Source organism: Coleofasciculus sp. C1-SOL-03, assembly GCF_040220555.1.
In the GTDB taxonomy this organism is placed as follows: domain Bacteria; phylum Cyanobacteriota; class Cyanobacteriia; order Cyanobacteriales; family Coleofasciculaceae; genus Coleofasciculus.
The window spans coordinates 20,364-36,794 of the sequence record NZ_JAVJUO010000024.1; the positions used below are offsets into that span (position 1 = coordinate 20,364).

Annotated in this window: 15 protein-coding genes; 6 read left to right on the forward strand and 9 right to left on the reverse strand. The window is 46.1% G+C overall.

Annotated elements, in window-relative coordinates:
* Nucleotide 1 precedes the first annotated feature (1 nt).
* From RIE73_RS03450 to RIE73_RS03470, 5 genes are all read right to left on the reverse strand, one after another.
* Nucleotides 2-1,414, reverse strand: coding sequence for a tetratricopeptide repeat protein (locus RIE73_RS03450; RefSeq protein WP_446399855.1), 1,413 nt, complete (start codon nt 1,412-1,414; stop codon nt 2-4).
* Nucleotides 1,415-1,517: 103 nt separating this feature from the next.
* Nucleotides 1,518-3,440 (reverse strand): ShlB/FhaC/HecB family hemolysin secretion/activation protein, encoded by a 1,923-nt coding sequence (locus RIE73_RS03455; RefSeq protein ID WP_446399856.1) that lies wholly within the window; start codon nt 3,438-3,440, stop codon nt 1,518-1,520.
* 182 nt (nt 3,441-3,622) lie between these two features.
* Nucleotides 3,623-4,117: a DUF3368 domain-containing protein gene (locus RIE73_RS03460; protein WP_446399857.1), complete on the reverse strand. Its 495-nt coding sequence runs from the start codon at nt 4,115-4,117 to the stop codon at nt 3,623-3,625.
* A complete protein-coding gene (locus tag RIE73_RS03465) occupies nt 4,114-4,359 on the reverse strand; it encodes a UPF0175 family protein (protein WP_446399858.1) in 246 nt (81 codons plus the stop codon). The genes RIE73_RS03460 and RIE73_RS03465 overlap by 4 nt, the downstream gene beginning before the upstream one ends.
* Nucleotides 4,360-4,858: 499 nt before the next feature.
* Nucleotides 4,859-5,110, reverse strand: coding sequence for a FitA-like ribbon-helix-helix domain-containing protein (locus tag RIE73_RS03470; protein WP_446399859.1), 252 nt, complete (start codon nt 5,108-5,110; stop codon nt 4,859-4,861).
* A 497-nt stretch (nt 5,111-5,607) separates the two neighbouring features.
* Here RIE73_RS03470 and RIE73_RS03475 point away from each other — a divergent pair, with 497 nt between their 5' ends.
* The 3 genes from RIE73_RS03475 to rpsU all read left to right on the forward strand — a co-directional run bounded on the left by RIE73_RS03475 (nt 5,608) and on the right by rpsU (nt 9,814).
* Nucleotides 5,608-8,001: a VIT domain-containing protein gene (locus RIE73_RS03475; RefSeq protein ID WP_446399860.1), complete on the forward strand. Its 2,394-nt coding sequence runs from the start codon at nt 5,608-5,610 to the stop codon at nt 7,999-8,001.
* A 240-nt stretch (nt 8,002-8,241) separates the two neighbouring features.
* Nucleotides 8,242-9,246 (forward strand): tRNA dihydrouridine synthase DusB, encoded by a 1,005-nt coding sequence (gene dusB / locus RIE73_RS03480; protein WP_446399861.1) that lies wholly within the window; start codon nt 8,242-8,244, stop codon nt 9,244-9,246.
* Nucleotides 9,247-9,634: 388 nt separating this feature from the next.
* Entirely contained in the window at nt 9,635-9,814 is a 180-nt protein-coding gene (gene rpsU, locus RIE73_RS03485; protein ID WP_446399862.1) for a 30S ribosomal protein S21, read from the forward strand.
* 224 nt (nt 9,815-10,038) lie between these two features.
* On the opposite strand, the gene hemH is transcribed toward rpsU, so the two are convergent.
* A complete protein-coding gene (gene hemH, locus RIE73_RS03490; RefSeq protein ID WP_446399863.1) occupies nt 10,039-11,205 on the reverse strand; it encodes a ferrochelatase in 1,167 nt (388 codons plus the stop codon).
* A 112-nt stretch (nt 11,206-11,317) separates the two neighbouring features.
* Between hemH and RIE73_RS03495 the strand changes: the two genes are divergently transcribed.
* Complete coding sequence (locus tag RIE73_RS03495; protein WP_446399864.1) at nt 11,318-11,941, forward strand: class I SAM-dependent methyltransferase; 624 nt, start codon at nt 11,318-11,320, stop codon at nt 11,939-11,941.
* Between the two features lie 96 nt (nt 11,942-12,037).
* Here the strand turns inward: RIE73_RS03495 and RIE73_RS03500 are convergent, their stop codons facing one another.
* The 3 genes from RIE73_RS03500 to argJ all read right to left on the reverse strand — a co-directional run bounded on the left by RIE73_RS03500 (nt 12,038) and on the right by argJ (nt 14,388).
* The gene (locus tag RIE73_RS03500) at nt 12,038-12,337 is read right to left on the reverse strand and encodes a hypothetical protein (protein ID WP_446399865.1); all 300 of its coding nucleotides are present in this window, start codon (nt 12,335-12,337) and stop codon (nt 12,038-12,040) included.
* A 214-nt stretch (nt 12,338-12,551) separates the two neighbouring features.
* Nucleotides 12,552-12,965 (reverse strand): IS200/IS605 family transposase, encoded by a 414-nt coding sequence (tnpA, locus tag RIE73_RS03505; RefSeq protein ID WP_446399866.1) that lies wholly within the window; start codon nt 12,963-12,965, stop codon nt 12,552-12,554.
* A 181-nt stretch (nt 12,966-13,146) separates the two neighbouring features.
* Nucleotides 13,147-14,388 (reverse strand): bifunctional ornithine acetyltransferase/N-acetylglutamate synthase, encoded by a 1,242-nt coding sequence (gene argJ, locus RIE73_RS03510; protein WP_446399867.1) that lies wholly within the window; start codon nt 14,386-14,388, stop codon nt 13,147-13,149.
* 424 nt (nt 14,389-14,812) lie between these two features.
* Between argJ and RIE73_RS03515 the strand changes: the two genes are divergently transcribed.
* On the forward strand, nt 14,813-15,163 hold the full coding sequence (locus RIE73_RS03515; protein ID WP_446399868.1) for a 4a-hydroxytetrahydrobiopterin dehydratase: 351 nt from the start codon (nt 14,813-14,815) through the stop codon (nt 15,161-15,163).
* A gap of 204 nt (nt 15,164-15,367) precedes the next feature.
* On the forward strand, nt 15,368-16,333 hold the full coding sequence (locus tag RIE73_RS03520; protein ID WP_446399869.1) for a phosphoribulokinase: 966 nt from the start codon (nt 15,368-15,370) through the stop codon (nt 16,331-16,333).
* Nucleotides 16,334-16,431 lie beyond the last annotated feature (98 nt).

Here is a 16,431-nt window from a genome sequence, read left to right on the forward strand (position 1 = left end):
CCTATTTAACCTGAACAGTTTTAAGTTCTCGCAGTCGTTCCTTAGCCATTGCCAACCAGATAAATTCCTCAGGAAATTCTCCAGAAGTGTATTTATTACAGTATTCCCATTGTTTTTGTTCTGCCTTAGTATTATCATTTTCCTTATTTAGCACCTGTGCTAGTAAACAATGGGCAGAACCTGGGCGTTCATCAAGACTTCGGGGCGACTGATCAGCCAGATAAATTGCTATATTTAGATATTCCTTAGCAAGAGTGAGATCATTCTTTTCTAAAAACAACCAGCCAAAGTTCTTGTACAAGGTGTACTCCAAGCGCTTATTTTCGATTGGCTTTTTCCCAAGCTGTATTAGAAGGACACCAGCATTAGCATAATCTTTTTTGAGAATATACAAGCGAGCTAAGTTGTTAAAAGCTGTTTTGTAATCACCTTGTATAGCATATTCATATTCTGTACTGGCACGCTTAAAATCTTGTAATTCTTCGTAAAGCAAACCCAGATAGAAATGTGTTTTTGCGTCATCTGGATTCAGTGCCAGAGCGCGTTTGTAATCTGACTCAGCACTCGCTAAACGACCAGCTTGGTATTCTTGATATCCGTGTTGACGGTAAGGCGCGGCGAATCTAGGCAACACCCAGTAGATAGTTCCTAAAATTACACAGGCTAATAATGCTAAACCCAATTTAATCTCTTGCCACCAATGCTTAGGTAGATTACAGTTTTCGAGAAACTGTTTTATTCCTTCCTTACCTGATTGGGTGAGTGCGCCTTTAGCTGCCAAAAGTGTCAACACACTCTGAACACTAATTGCCAATGCTCCAAATAAATCAGGTCCGCCTGTTAAAACACGGGAGGAAATATTTACCAAAAGCCCAAGAGAAGCCGTGAAGAATAAGACAGATAATCCACTCCACAACCAATCAAAACGATCCTGTGGATGGACAGGAGGAGGGAAAAACCACCACCATGCCTTAGGTGGAAGCTTCAGGCTTTTACGCCATTCAGTTAAATCGATGGTTTGGGCAATAAACTTTGCCTGTTCTCTCAAGCGCTTGTCTAGGTCAATCAGAGTGAGTAAAGTATCGGGGAAATCCTGGTTTTTCTCAAGTTGGACAGCTTCAACGGCATCACGAGCAATTAAGACATTTATCACTCGCTTTTGCTTATCTGATGGCTGATGAACATTTGCTTTTAGGGCTGTAGGTAAATATCTAAGGTACGTGAATATGACGGCAAAAAATGTTTTGTATGAAGCTCTACGAACATCTACATTGAGTGCCTTATACCAGCGTTTTAATCGAGTATATAGAATTGCAACATTTATTTGTTTTCTTGAGTATTTAGACGCTTTTTCAAGTGCCTCTAGCCTAATTCTATAGTTTTCTATTGCTTCATCTAATGAAGTAAACATCATTTTCTTTGATTAGTTTTGGCGTAGCATAAATCAACTCTGTAAAACTGTATTTTAAGAAGATATAGGTAGCTCTAAAATATTAAATGTAACTAATAAGCAACTCCTAAAAACGATAGTTAACACTAAAGTAGTATCCAATATCCTGGAAATTATCACCCCGGTCATCTAGCAAATTTAAAGGAATGCCCCAGTCGAAACGAAAGCTCAATTGCGACTCTGGCTCCACAATTAATCCCAAACCCAGACCAGCTAAGAAACGATCTAATGGTAACTCATTCGGATTATCAGGATGATTCCAGACAATCCCTGCATCAAAAAAGGGAGCTAGTAGTAAGGTAGAAACACCAGTTTGATTGCGTTCAAGAGTAATTCTATCTTCAATTGATAAGCGAAACCCATTATCCCCAGAACGCACATTCTGCCGATAACCTCGCACCGATTGACCTCCACCCATTACAAACTGTTGAGCGGGTAATAAACTACCCGGTGTCAGTTGTAATTCAGCCTGAACAACCAACAAGTGATTCCCACCGATTCGTTGCACCCGTTGCACTTGACCCAACCAACTCAAGAACTGTCCATCCGGAACCTCCCCCTCATTTGTCGTTGCATCAAAGAAACCCGTCCCAAAACTAAACTGTGAACCCAAAAACCACGCGCCCCGCGATGAACGACGCAGATACTCTTGTCCAAACTGAATCACACTCGTGCGACTGACCCCATCCTCATCCGGACCAATGCCAAAGGGAATCCCTAACGAATCGAAAATAAACGTCTGACCCTCTTGGAAAGTAAAACCCAAGGATAAGGCAAACTCTTCACGAGGCTTGCGTATCAACGGTTGACGATAAACGATTTCATATAGATCCGTTTCTCCTCGAATATCAAAGTCATCAAACTCTGACTGAATAATATCATTTCTATTGGGTGCTATTCTCAGTCTCAGTGTACCGTTCATTGAATTGAGTGGCAGTTGATAGCCCAAATCAACCACATCAGCGCCCAATGTCGCCGCACGGTAAAAGGAAATTTTATCTCCAACAACCGCTAAGTTACGATGGCTTAACTCAACGCCCAATCGTTCAGAACCAACACTCGGCGGTGAAAAGTTATCAGCACGTACACTACCCTCAAAGGGATTCGCTTTAGTGAAGCGAACATCGAGATTAGTTTGCCCTGTTTCCCCGGTTTCTAGTAAGCTGGCTTCTATACCCCCGATAATGGGATCGTCACGTAGTAATCTCAGTTGGTCTTCCAGTTCAGCCGTATTCAGGGGAGTCCCTGCACCCAATTGAATGCGATCGCGGATATAAGATGCCCATCGTCCTGTTACTTCAACTTTTTGAACCGCTTTATTTTCTTCTTGGTTTTCACTGTCCGTAATCTGGCGGCTTCCATTCTCCTCCGCATCAATTATTTCAACTATCTGAATCTGATCTAAACTTCCCTCAATCGCACAAATTGCCACAACCCCATTCTCAAAGCTGGAAACTTCTGCTTGAGAATTAATGTAACCCTTTGTGAGATAAAGATCAGTAATGGCTCCAGCAATGTTATCCGGTAAATTTTCCAGAACGTTGTTCAGATCATCAAACTCTTCTCGTTGGGTGTATTTTTCCGGTGCTGTCAGCAAGAATCTTACCGTGACATATCGCTTCTCTAAGGGTTCAGTCACTTCCCTAACCGCATCCATCAGTTCCTCACGACTAAAAACTGTGTTGCCGATCACCTTAATCGTCAGCGCTGGAATATGTTCGGCTGGAAACGCGATCGCAGAATGTTGCTGGTGAAACTCATGGGTATCTGGACAAGCTGAAGCCGCTGGCGAAGAGGCTTCTGCTTCACTGTTTGGAGCGGATAGCTGCACAACTGGATCACTCAGACGTTGCATTTCTACCTCACCTAACCCAGTCGCTGAGGTCAAAGCATGATCAGGATTAGCGGTAGCCCTGAACCCACTCCCTGTCATGAGCAAAACTAGGGGGAGCATTAGCAGACAACCCTGTAAGCCTAAAGGCGCAGCCATCGTAGTTATAGGTAAAAACTACTAACTCTTTCCAATCCATTCTCATCCCTGAGATAGAGATCTCAGCATAGCTTTAGCTTTTTTTATTATTTCGTCGCGGATATAGCCCACCAGATTCATTGGTCTACAAAACACACTTTATGCCAAATTGTGTTCTAACGTGTCATTCTGAGCCAAGTTAGCTACTCACCCGCCGCTTGTAGAATTGTTGCATACAACTGACTACTTACCCGAAAATCCAACTCCCCCATCAACCGATCTATCAGAGGTTTAACCGTGGGAATGAAACCATTTTGTTTAGCTTGTAGTAGAACGCCTAACAATCCAGTTACATTGAGTCCATAATGAGTTGCCAACGCTCTACCACGCCGCTCATCCATCAGGAGTAAGTTAGCTTTCAATTCCAGCGCCAAAATGATTGCTTCGGCTTCACCCAAATCAATATTGTTCTGGCTAGTTTGAATATCTGTCACTCTTTGAACATCAGCGACTGTCTTAGTCTGAATCCAAGATAGAGACTGTACTTCAACTGCACCAGGAACAATTTTATTCACTGCCACCATTTCATCATAAACAGCTTGCGGAATAATGATGGTTTTATAGAGTTGCCGCAATAAATCGAGCTGACCAATTGCTGCCAGATTGGTGATGGGTGAAGTATCACTGACAACAATCATAGTAAGCCCATTGACTGCAAGGTTTGAATATCCAACTGAAAATCTTCTACATCATAGTTGATGCAAAGTCCTCGTTTCCCTAATTCGTGTTGGAACTCAATTACGGTCAGTCCAGTCCAGGCGCGGACTTTGCCACTGCTGATTTTTTCTTGTTTGTACAGCATGATGGCAATCTCTAGCTTTAGTTCATCCTTAGTCATCTTGGTGGCTTGGAGGATGTCATTCGGTATGACCAGACTCATCGGTTTCGGTTTGAGGAAATTGGATTATTCTGATTCTAAGGATAAGCGATTCTGCGTCAGATGGGACGTCTCCTATCCCGCCCTTGAAGGCGTCAAACCGCTATACTTCTCTATATCAGGACTTACGCAGCGACACCACTTATGGGGGCTTTCGGTGCGTTACGCTGCGCTAACACACCCTACGAATAGAGGCTGTGCGTAAGTCCTTATATATATGTTTAAATTCTCAATAAGCACAAACTAATGACAGTAAGGAGATATGTCCAGAAAAAGTTCGCGTCGTCTTGCTGTGACCCCTTAGTCAACTGAGTATTTTTACTTGATTGTTTAGAACGGTTAGCGATCGTTATCTATGTTACCTGTGTTTAGTTCAGTCAGATTCCCAAGGATTAATAATTGCAATCCCACATCCCAACATTTGTATCAAGGACTATCATTTATAGCAACCGCGATAGCGGTTAGGACACATCATTTAGTAGAGACGTTGCATGCAACGTCTCTACAACTCGTCAAAATTAGGAGGTTCGCGTAAGGGTTCCCTAGAAATTATCGGCAGTTTAAAATCGCCAAAATGGGCAAAACGTCGCTCGATAGCCAAAGCTAAATTTAAGGGTTTAGGAACTTGTTCTGTTAAGACAGCGCGGAGGATTTCTTTGGCTTCTTCTTCAACAGAACGTCCCGAATATTCAGCTCGCTTTTGGAGGCGTTTTTTTAGGTCATCATCAAAGTTTTGAATCGTGATCCTGTTCATAGTAGACTCAATGGCTAAAGCTATATTTTAGGGAAAGCTACACTATCAGGCTAGACCAGCGCAGCGGAAGTAACTCTCCAGTTAAAAAAGGGGCTCGCGTCTTATTGTATAACCCTTCTGCTGCGTGATATAAACTGATCACGCTGTCAAGCAGTCTTATGGGAGCAAGAGGAAGGGGAAAGCGATACGTGCTTACGTCCTATCGGACACGCGATCGCGTGTGACAGTTGCTCCATTCTCATCCCTGAGATAGAGATCTCGGCGTAGCTTTAGCTTTTTTTATTATTTCGTTGCCGATAAACGCCTGTAACGGCTCCTATCCCACCATTGAAGGCGTCAAATCGCTATACTCCTCATCCTTTATATTTGTTGATTTTCCCTGGATGTACGAAAATCACTAACGCTAGCATAAGGGGTCAACTACTCCTGAAACGCCAAAATTCAACAGTAGCATTGATTATAGATGCCCCTCATTGGTGAAAGATGTACTCATGGTGATGAATACAACGCTCCGCTCTCATAAACCCCTTGGTGGACTATACACCAAAACGGGGGAACACGCTTTGGTTTTTCCTTTGAAGCATACGCAAGTGCTGGCTAAAGTGGCGGGTAATTTATCCCGCGTCGAAGTAACCCAAACCTTTGAAAATTCCTTCCGGGAACCCTTAGAAGCCATCTATATCTTCCCTTTGCCCGATGCGGCGGTGGTGGATGAGATGGAAATAAAATTGGGCGATCGCATAATTAAAGGAGGGATTAAAAAACGGGAAGAGGCGCAGCTAATTTATGAACAAGCCCGCCAAGAGGGACGAACGGCTGGATTATTAGAACAAGAACGGGATAATATTTTTACCCAATCTTTAGCCAATATTAAACCCGGAGAACGAATTGATGTCACGATTCGCTATACTGATACGCTGAAATTTAGTGGCGGTGAGTGCGAATTCGTGTTTCCGATGGTGGTAGGACCCCGATTTTGTCCAGGGATTCCCATTGATGAGACGGGGGATAGCGATCGCGTGGCGGATGCGTCACGGATTATGCCTACAATTATCCCACCCAGTACCCGTTCCGGACATGATATTCAAATCACGGTGGAAATTGACGCTGGGGTTCCCATTTCCAACATTAATTCTCCCTCGCACCAGATCAAAGTGGAACATGAGGAAACAGAGGTGCGCGTACTCCTGGGGGAAGGGGACACCATTCCCAACAAAGATCTGATTTTACGTTATCAAGTCTCAGGCGATCGCACTCAGGCGACGGTACTGACGCAATCAGATCCACGCGGCGGTCATTTTGCCCTCTATTTGATTCCGGCGGTGGATTATTCCGATCATGAAATTGTCCCCAAAGATGTAGTTTTTCTCATCGATACTTCAGGATCTCAAAAAGGTGACCCCTTCCGCAAATCCCAGGAACTGATGCGCCGATTTATCCAGGGTTTGAATCCGCAGGATACGTTTACGATTCTGGATTTTTCTGATATCACAACCCAACTGTCTGCCCAACCTTTAGCCAATACACCCCAAAATCGGATTAAAGCCCTCACCTACATCAATCAATTAAAGGCAAATGGCGGCACTTATTTACTCAATGGAATTCGCGCTGTCTTAAATTTCCCCGCTGCACCCGAAGGACGGTTACGCAGTATTGTTTTACTCACTGACGGCTACATTGGCAATGAATCAGAAATTCTGGCAGAGGTAAAACAGTATCTCAAACCCGGAAATCGTTTATATAGTTTTGGGGTTGGCAGTTCACCGAATCGATTTCTCTTAAATCGGATTGCAGAATTAGGGCGAGGAACATCGCGAATTGTACGTCAGGATGAATCAAATCAGAAAGTCACTGAAGAATTCTTACGCCACATCAATAATCCCGTTCTTACGAATATAAATGTGGAGTGGCAAGGAGAGGGAGAGGCGATGATTTATCCGACAACTCCCCCCGATTTGTTTACCCAACAACCCTTAGTTTTATTTGGGCGCATTTCTCCAATGAATCCCGAACAAACGGGTATCCTGAAAATTACCGGAACCGTAACTGGGGGGAAACGTTATCAACAGGACTTTCACCTGAGATTTGATTCAGATGGAAATTGTGCGATCGCGCAGTTGTGGGGGCGGGCGCGAATCAAGGATCTGATGCATCAAATGTGGCACTGTGAAAAGAAGGCACAGGTTGAGGCAATTATCGAGACGGCTTTAACCTATCAGATTTTAGCACCCTATACAGCGTTTGTGGCGGTTAGTGAACAAATCCGCACGGATTCCCAAGGGAAAGGAATTTGTGTCTCTGTCCCCGTGGAGATGCCAGAAGGGGTATCATACGAAGGACTCTTTGATCAATCTCCCATGCGTTTCCTCGGACTCAAATTCAGGCGATCGCGAGGCAATTCGGGTTTGCCCCCCTCATTCACGTCGAATGGCGTTTCCTCGCCTATGGTGGGCGATTCCACCCAGCCACCACTCCTTAGCTGTACTGAGGTTGAGATCCCCCCTACCCCTTCTCCCCCGGTTCCGGATACAACCATTACCAACCTACAAGTTCTCAGCGTTACGGGGTTAGAAAAGTCAAGTGCCACTCTACTCACGCAACACCTGCAACAAGTTATTTTACCATCGGGATACTGTGGTGAACTTGTGTTTGAGTTTCCGGTGCGTAAGGGGCGTGTGGTGCGGGTATTATGGGATGAGGATGCCTCTAGCCTCAATGAAGCCGTTGTCATTGATTTAATTAAGCGATCGCTCTTAAGTTGGCGCGTTCCTCAATGGTTAATGGATACAGTGCGTTTAACCTTACGGATTGAACGCACCCCACTCCAATCGAAGATTCTGAGTGGGGATTCTTATGCTAGTGCAGCGCGGCTTCAAATACTAACCAGTTAACAAGCTCCTTAAAAGCAGCTACATTATGTTCCTTATAGCCTTCTGCCATGGAGGCTTCGGACTTCTGCCTTCTTGTACTAGGTTTGACTCAGCTCCCAAAGAGTACTGAGTGTCACTGGCGTTCGCAGCGTGTGGGCGGAACCCTTCACTTCGTTCGAGGGCATGCTTTTGCCTGCCCACACTAAGCGTAAATTTACTATTTGTTAATATGGCGTACCAATACCGTGCATACTTCCCTGTATGACTGTTTTTTGCTCTCAATTACACCAGCGATTAGCAACTCCTCTGAAAATTGGTTCGTTTGAAGTTAAGAGTCGGGTTCTCCAGTCTCCTCTGTCTGGGGTGACAGATTTGGTTTTCCGTCGCTTGGTGCGCCGCTATGCGCCAGAGTCGATGATGTATACGGAGATGGTGCATGCAGCCGGATTGCATCATGTTAAGGGTTTATCCAAAATCATGGACGTTGATCCCAATGAAAAGCCGATTAGTATCCAGTTATTTGACTGTCGCCCCGATTTCCTGGGAGAAGCCGCCCAAAAAGCGGTGGCGGAAGGCGCGGATACGGTGGATATTAATATGGGATGTCCGGTGAATAAAATTACGAAAAAGGGAGGGGGTTCATCGTTACTGCGAGAACCAGAAACGGCGGTGGCGATTGTCCGGGCGGTGGTGGAGGCGGTGTCTGTTCCGGTTACGGTGAAGACGCGGATTGGTTGGAGTGATGATGAGATTAATATCCTCGATTTTGCCCAGCGGATGCAGGAAGCGGGGGCGCAAATGCTAACCTTACACGCCCGTACCCGCGCCCAGGGGTATAAGGGGGAGGCGAAGTGGGAGTGGATTGGTAAGGTGAAGCAGGTTTTGTCGATTCCGGTGATTGCCAATGGCGATATTTTTTCAGTTGAGTCAGCCGTGAAATGCTTGGAACAGACGGGGGCGGATGGGGTGATGTGTTCGCGAGGAACATTGGGCTATCCGTTTTTGGTGGGAGAAATTGACTATTTCCTGAAAACGGGGAAACAGCGCACACCACCGACAACAGTGGAACGGCTAACCTGTGCTAAGGAACATCTACAGGCTTTATGGGAATATAAAGGCGATCGCGGCGTTCAGCAAGCCAGAAAACATTTGGCATGGTATACTAAGGGCTTTGTGGGAGCCAGCGACTGGCGAGATCAGCTTAGTCGCATTGATACTGTGGAACAGGGGGTGACGTTGATTGACAGTGCGATCGCGAAGTTGTAATCTGGGGGTGATGGCAAGCCCAGGTCAGTTCTGTCTCACCGGATAAGGGGACAGGCTTGTTTCCATACAAATTAATCGTTACTATGGAACTATTCAGATAACTGCATGCAGCGATGCTCATCGCCTCTGAAATGACTAAATTGATGCTTATCAAGGTTAGTCAGTCGCAACCAATAATTGTCAAGACGGTTCAAGTTTTTGTTTTAATTTCATGAGTGAAGCCGTCCAAGTTAACTTGGAATTACTCATTGGTCGAGGTAGTGTAGCCTCAGCGAGGTTCCATAAAGATGAGCATCGCTGCGGGTTTTAATACGCTAATTTTGTTAGAGATTGAATTGGATGATGATCATCATCCATTATGTACTGTACGCTAGAAGGAGGATATCGTATGACCCAAGTGGTTGTAGGCGAAAATGAAGGAATTGAGTCAGCACTGCGCCGATTTAAGCGGCAAGTGTCTAAAGCGGGAATTTTTGCAGATATGAAGCGCTTGCGTCACTATGAGACGCCGATTGAAAAGAAAAAGCGCAAAGCGGTGGCTAGACGGCGTAAGCGGAGAGTCCGCTAAGCCATTTCTCAGTTTCTTTTCATGCAAACAGACATCCCAATGGGGTGTCATTTTGTCTAGTGGCAAACACGATAAAGTTTAGGATCTCAGCCGTCAGGACTAACTGAGACCAAATCGGTGATTAAGGCTTGGTCAGGGCGGGTTTAGTCACATCTGGGTGAATAAAGATAGGAGAATCATGAAACCCGCCCCTACACATCCACGCGCCACGCTTTACTCTAGTTTTATAACAATCCCACAAAATGGAGAGGTCCCTGACCACTAATTAACTCCAAGACTAACGCCAGAAAGCCAATCATCGCCAAACGACCATTCCACACTTCCGCCGCCGTTGTCATACCCCATTCCCAACGTTCTTGGGGATACAGTTTAACTTTTTTGCTGGGACGTACAACTTCGGTAAATGTTCGAGGCGGCGTGTTTAAAGCCTCTACAACTAAAGTGGCGAGGGATTCAATAAAAACGGGATGGGTATTCAGGGCGGGAACTCGCTGGAAGTTCTCAACGCCGGCTTCTTCGGCAATTTCCCGATACTCAATATCAACTTCTTGGAGGGTTTCAATATGTTCAGAGACAAAGCTAATCGGGACAACTAGCAAGTCTTTGACGCCTTGATTCCCTAACTCTTGCAGTGCATCTTCAGTATAGGGTTGCAGCCACTCCACCGGTCCTACCCGGCTTTGATATGCCAAGGTATGAGGGTTAGGACGGTTGAGGGTCTGCATAATTAGCGCCGTGCAATGCTCAATCTCTTGCTGGTAGGGATCTCCAGCTTCTGTAACATAGCTGCTAGGAACACCATGGGCGCTGAAGAATATATGAACAGCGTCAGGATGATCAAATCGTTGTTGCAGTTCCTGGTCAATTAAGTCCGCCATGGCTTGCAGATAGCCCGGTTCTTGATACCAAGAGGGAATGACCGTGTATTCGATTTGGTTGAGTTTAGCATCGTCCTGCCAAAGTTGTTCCAGCAGCCGGAAACTGGAACCACTGGTACTGATGGAAAATTGTGGGTATAGGGGTAAAATAACCAGGTGTTCAATGCGATCGCGTTTAACGTGGGCGATCGCTTCTTCGGTGAAGGGATGCCAGTAACGCATACCTACATAGATATTTGCCTCTTGCCCCTGATGCTTTAACCTCTCCTGTAAAGCTTGGGCTTGGGCTTCAGTGATGTGCCGCAGGGGTGAACCTCCACCAATTTGGCGATAATTCTCTTGCGACTTCTTTGCCCGCATTGTCGAGATTAACCAAGCCAATGGCTTTTGCATCCACGAAAATGGCAGGCGAATAATTTCGGGATCGGCAAATAGATTAAAAAGAAAGGGGCGGACATCCTCTAAATTATCCGGTCCACCTAAATTAAGTAATAATACCCCAACACGACCCATAGCGACCACGGCATTCCAAATATTTCATATTTGTTACTGATTTTAACAATATATGCTGGTAATGGTCTGTGTTTTCCGGAAAAAATCTAGATTGTTGATCCTAAGCAGAACCATGGCAACCGTATTAAGACCCTTGAGTTATAAGTATCAGTGGCTCTATGACACGATTTCCCGACTAGCCGCCACCAGCGTGGGTGGAGAACGGCGATTTCACCATCTGCCTTTGCAAGGCTTAACAATTGACTCAGAAACCCCAGTGTTAGACCTGTGCTGCGGCGGGGGTCAGGCGACCCGCTTTCTGGTGGAGTATTCCCAGAATGTCACGGGGCTGGATGTCTCACCCTTATCGCTGCAACGCGCCGAAAAGAATGTACCTCAAGCCAAGTATATAGAAGCTTTTGCCGAGGATATGCCGTTTTCGGACAATCAGTTTGACCTTGTGCATACCAGTGTAGCACTCCATGAGATGCCGCCGTCAGTGTTACAGCAAATTCTGCGGGAAGTGCATCGGGTGCTGAAACCAGGGGGTGTGTTCGCGCTGGTGGATTTCCACAAGCCGACGAATGTTTTATTTATGCCGGGAGTCGCCCTGTTTCTCTGGTTATTTGAAACAGAAACAGCTTGGCAGTTATTGGAGACAGATTTGGTGGGATTGTTGAAGCAGACGGGGTTTTCATCCTGTGAACAGCACCTCCATGCAGGGGGAAGTTTGCAGGTGATTCAGGCAAAAAAGTGAGTGGGAAAAGCAGAGTTTGTCGGGGCGGGTTTAGGGACTTTCGTTTGGCTATAAATAATAACGTTTGTGCAAAACCCGCCCTGACCTGACTATTGCCTATTGCCCATTGCCCATTGCCCAGCGCGTAGCGCTATAAGACTCGCGGTGGGGTTCTGGGGGGACTGATGGTGCTAGCGTTGGGGGGTTGAGAGGGCGATTTGGACTGGGAACTTGTCGAGTTAAGGCAGCAAGCTGAGACTCGATGCGGTTGATTTGCGATCGCAACTGGAAATTCTCGGTTTCTAGGCGCGAGAGGCGTGAGGCTAAAGCGGCGGTGGATTGGGCGGAGGTTAACGGGGGAAAGATGAGAATTCCGACCAGGAATGCTAAGCAGATGATGCCGATTTTTTTGAGCATGATGGTTTAGGGGTGGTGGTAGAGCGATCGCGAATCAGCTTATCCCACTCTATGTTGCCAAAGAAACAATTACACAAGCTGGGCGAATGGAATTCGCAGCTACACAAACAAAGTCCGCCTTCGCGGACTTACAACTTGTACTTTATCGGAAACGAATAGAAGCAGTTTTTTACATATCAACGCGATTTATAACCACTATAAATGATTTAATTAATCAGTTAGCCATTAATTCCCAAGTAGGAATTATTGATTTCTGTCGATGGTGAATCGGCTGATTTCTGATGTAGTTAGCTACCTGGTCAAGATTATCATGGCTAACACTGAATGCGCCGTAGCTACCTTGCCATTTGAAGAAGTCCCCCGGATTGATTTCATGCGTAACTAAATGAGAAGAACTTCCTTTAACTTGTTTGATTAAGTCGGAAACGGCTAGTGTAGGGGGAAAACTTATTAATAGATGTACATGATCTTCAATACCGCCCAAGGCAATAACTGTACATTTTAGCTGTTGGCATTCCCCAATAATTGCTGCATAAACTGCCTCTTGAATATCGGGCGTAATCAGAGGTAATCTATCCCAGATTGCCCAAACACAATGGAGATACAACTGCGTAAAATTAGACCTCATATTTCTTGAACCCGCCCTTTGCTTCGTTCAAGGATAAAATCCGGTGGGTTTGATACCACATCCGGATTAAGTATCCCCGTTATAACCCAGTCCGCGCAGGCGGACTTTGTTTGTGTAGAAGCGATTTTAATCGCCCCCTGAACGGAACCGAACCATCGTCCCCTGAACCGAACCATCGCCCTCACGTCGTATACTCGGCATTAATTTTCACATAGTCATAACTCAAATCACAGCCCCACGCCTTACCCGTACCCGGTTCATTGCCAATACTCACCGAAATTAAAACCGTATCCTCTTTCAAATACGCCCCAGTCGCGGCATTTTTCAAATAAGCACTCGCTGCATCTCGGTCAAAGGGTAAAGGTTGACCTTTATCCATTAGCACAAAATCCCCCATCTGAATCCGCAAGGCTTCCTGGGAAAAAGGTACACCTGCACGCCCCGCTGCACCCGCTATTCTCCCCCAGTTGGGATCACGACCAAATATGGCAGATTTGACTAGGGATGAACCCGCAATCGTTCGGGCAAGTTGACGCGCTGCTTGATCATTAGGGGCGCCTGTGACTTGTACTTCCATCAAACACGTCGCCCCTTCCCCATCCCGTGCGATCGCCTTGGCTAAATGTTGGCATACCGCCGTCAGCATCGCCTCTAGCTTTTCGGCATGGGGTCCCATTTCCGTAATCGCTGAGGTGCGAGATTGACCATTCGCCAAGGCAATCAGGGTATCGTTGGTACTGGTATCTCCATCGACGGTAATTTGATTAAAGCTTTTATCCGCCGCCCGACTTAACATTTTTTGCCACAAAGACGTGGAAACCACCGCATCACAGGTAATAAATGCCAGCAGTGTTGCCATATTTGGGTGAATCATCCCTGAACCCTTGGCAATCCCCCCAATCCGCACGGGGCGATCGTCAATCGTGGTTTCCAAGGCAATGGATTTTGTCACTAAATCTGTAGTAATAATCGCTTGGGCGGCAGCATTGGAACCCAGTTCTGATAAGCCTTCCACCAATTGAGGAATTCCGGCGAGAAGAGCATCCATGCGAATACGCTGTCCAATCACACCCGTCGAACCTAGTAGTACAGACTCTGGAGCAATCGTTAGGGCTTGTGCTAATGCTTGCGCCGAGTTCATTGCATCCTGCCATCCCGCTTCCCCGGTTGCCGCATTCGCTTGACCTGCGTTAATTAAAATAGCACGGGCGCTGGCTTTTTTTTGCAAACGCTGGCGACAATAGGTAACAGGTGCAGCACAAACCTGATTCTGGGTAAAGACTCCGGCGGCGATCGCCTCCACATCCGACACAATCAATGCCAAATCCGGCAGTCCTGAAGGCTTAAGTCCCGCCGCTATTCCAGAGGCGCGATATCCTTTCGGTGCAGTGACGCCACCTGTAATTTCCTGCCAGTCTGACATGATTTGTCCCCCTCTACCCTAGTTGTTTCGAGTAGCGATTATATCAACTCTCAGGGGACATAAAGCAATAAAAAAGAGAGCCACTCAAAGGACTCTCCCAATTATCAGGGTGCATCTATCTATCACACTATATCATTTTTGATCTTAGGGGTGTCACCCCCTTTTCTAAAATTTTTGGCTAACCTCAGCTAAGTTTGTTAGTAGTTGGCACGAAGCGTGCCATCAGCGCTTACACCATATCTTACGTCAGCGCCACTCCTCCTCAATGGTACTAACTTAAGGCTGGTGGGCAATGCCCACCCTACGGTATATCAAGGGTTTTGGCAATCCAAAACGGCTGACTGGAGCGTGCCATTGCTCCTAAGATAGATGTTCTGACTAAGTTGGGCATGTGAAAGTGATGGCAGTCACAAGGATAATCACGATGGCTCAATTAAACCAACAAAAGTGCGAAGCTTGCACCAAGAATTCATCCCCCGTTAGCCAAGAGGAGATCGCCCAACTTAAACCGGAAATCCCCGACTGGAACCTAATTCAGCCAGAAGGGGAAGCCCACTTAGAACGGTCTTATAAATTTCCCGATTTCAAAGAAGCGCTCACTTTTACCAACCGTGTGGGTGAAATTGCCGAGGAACAAGGACATCACCCCGCTATTTTAACCGAATATGGTAAAGTCACTGTAACCTGGTGGACTCACGCCATCTCCAGCTTACATAAAAACGACTTTATCATGGCGGCAAAGACGGATGATATAGCCACCCAGATGGCTGGATAAGGTGCAGGGGATATGGGGGAGATGGGGGAGATGGGGGAGATGAGGGAGAATATTGTCAATTACCTCTTCCCCAATAACAGACATAAGACCGCTCTTAGCTTCCCTGTTCCCTGTTCCCTTTTCTTTAACAAATGACAAAACAACCCCTTCCCCCTAAAATGAGACAAATCAGGAGTTCCCTAATTTTATAATCATCGAAGAATTATGACTCATCGCCCTATTATCCTCGGTATTGTCGGTGATAGCGCTGCTGGCAAAACAACGCTAACACGAGGAATTGCTCAAATCTTGGGCGAAGATGAAGTCACAATCCTCTGTACCGATGATTACCATCGCTATGATCGCCAGCAACGGGCGCAAAAATCGATTTCAGCCCTCCATCCCGACTGTAACTATCTGGATATCATGCAGCAGCACCTGAATCTGCTGCGAACGGGACAATCGATTCTCAAACCGATTTACAACCATAACACTGGCACCTTTGAACCCCCGGAGTACATCCAACCCCGCCGATTTGTCATTGTTGAAGGATTACTCGGTTATTCGACTCGTTTAGCGCGTGAGTGCTTCGATGTCAAGGTATTTTTAGCCCCACCGGAATCGCTGCGGAGTGAGTGGAAAGTTAAGCGGGATACGCGCAAGCGAGGGTATACAGAGGAACAGGTACTCGAACAATTGAGAAAACGGGAAATGGATTCGGAGGAATTTATCCGTCCCCAGCGCAAGTGGTCAGATATTGTTGTCAGTTTCTATCCCCCTGACGAATTATCCGAAGAACAGAGTGATTTAATGCTGAATGTACGGTTAGTCCTGAGACCGACAATTCCCCATCCAGACTTTACCCGACTCCTCAGTCCCAGTAAATCCCATCTGAGTACAGCCATTCGCCTAGAATTAGACCGAGATATGGGTAAACCCGTAGATGTTCTGGAAATCGATGGTCATGCGACAGAGGAACAGGTGCGGGAATTAGAACGGATTTTATGTAGCGAAATTCCCTACTTAGGTAAATACTGCACATTAGAAGGTGATCCCAATATTGGTAAGGTTACGGGAACAACGGGGGAAACACTCCAGAGTTATCCCTTAGCGCTAACCCAACTGTTGATTACCTATCACATGCTCAAAGCCGCACATATTTATCAGTCCACTGAACCCGCCTTAACTTGACACCTTTGAAGCCTAGCATAAGAATCCCCAGCTAGAATTTTTAATTTAGCTGGGGTGCGTTCAATGCGTGCCAGTCAGCAAGCTTTTATCCATAACGC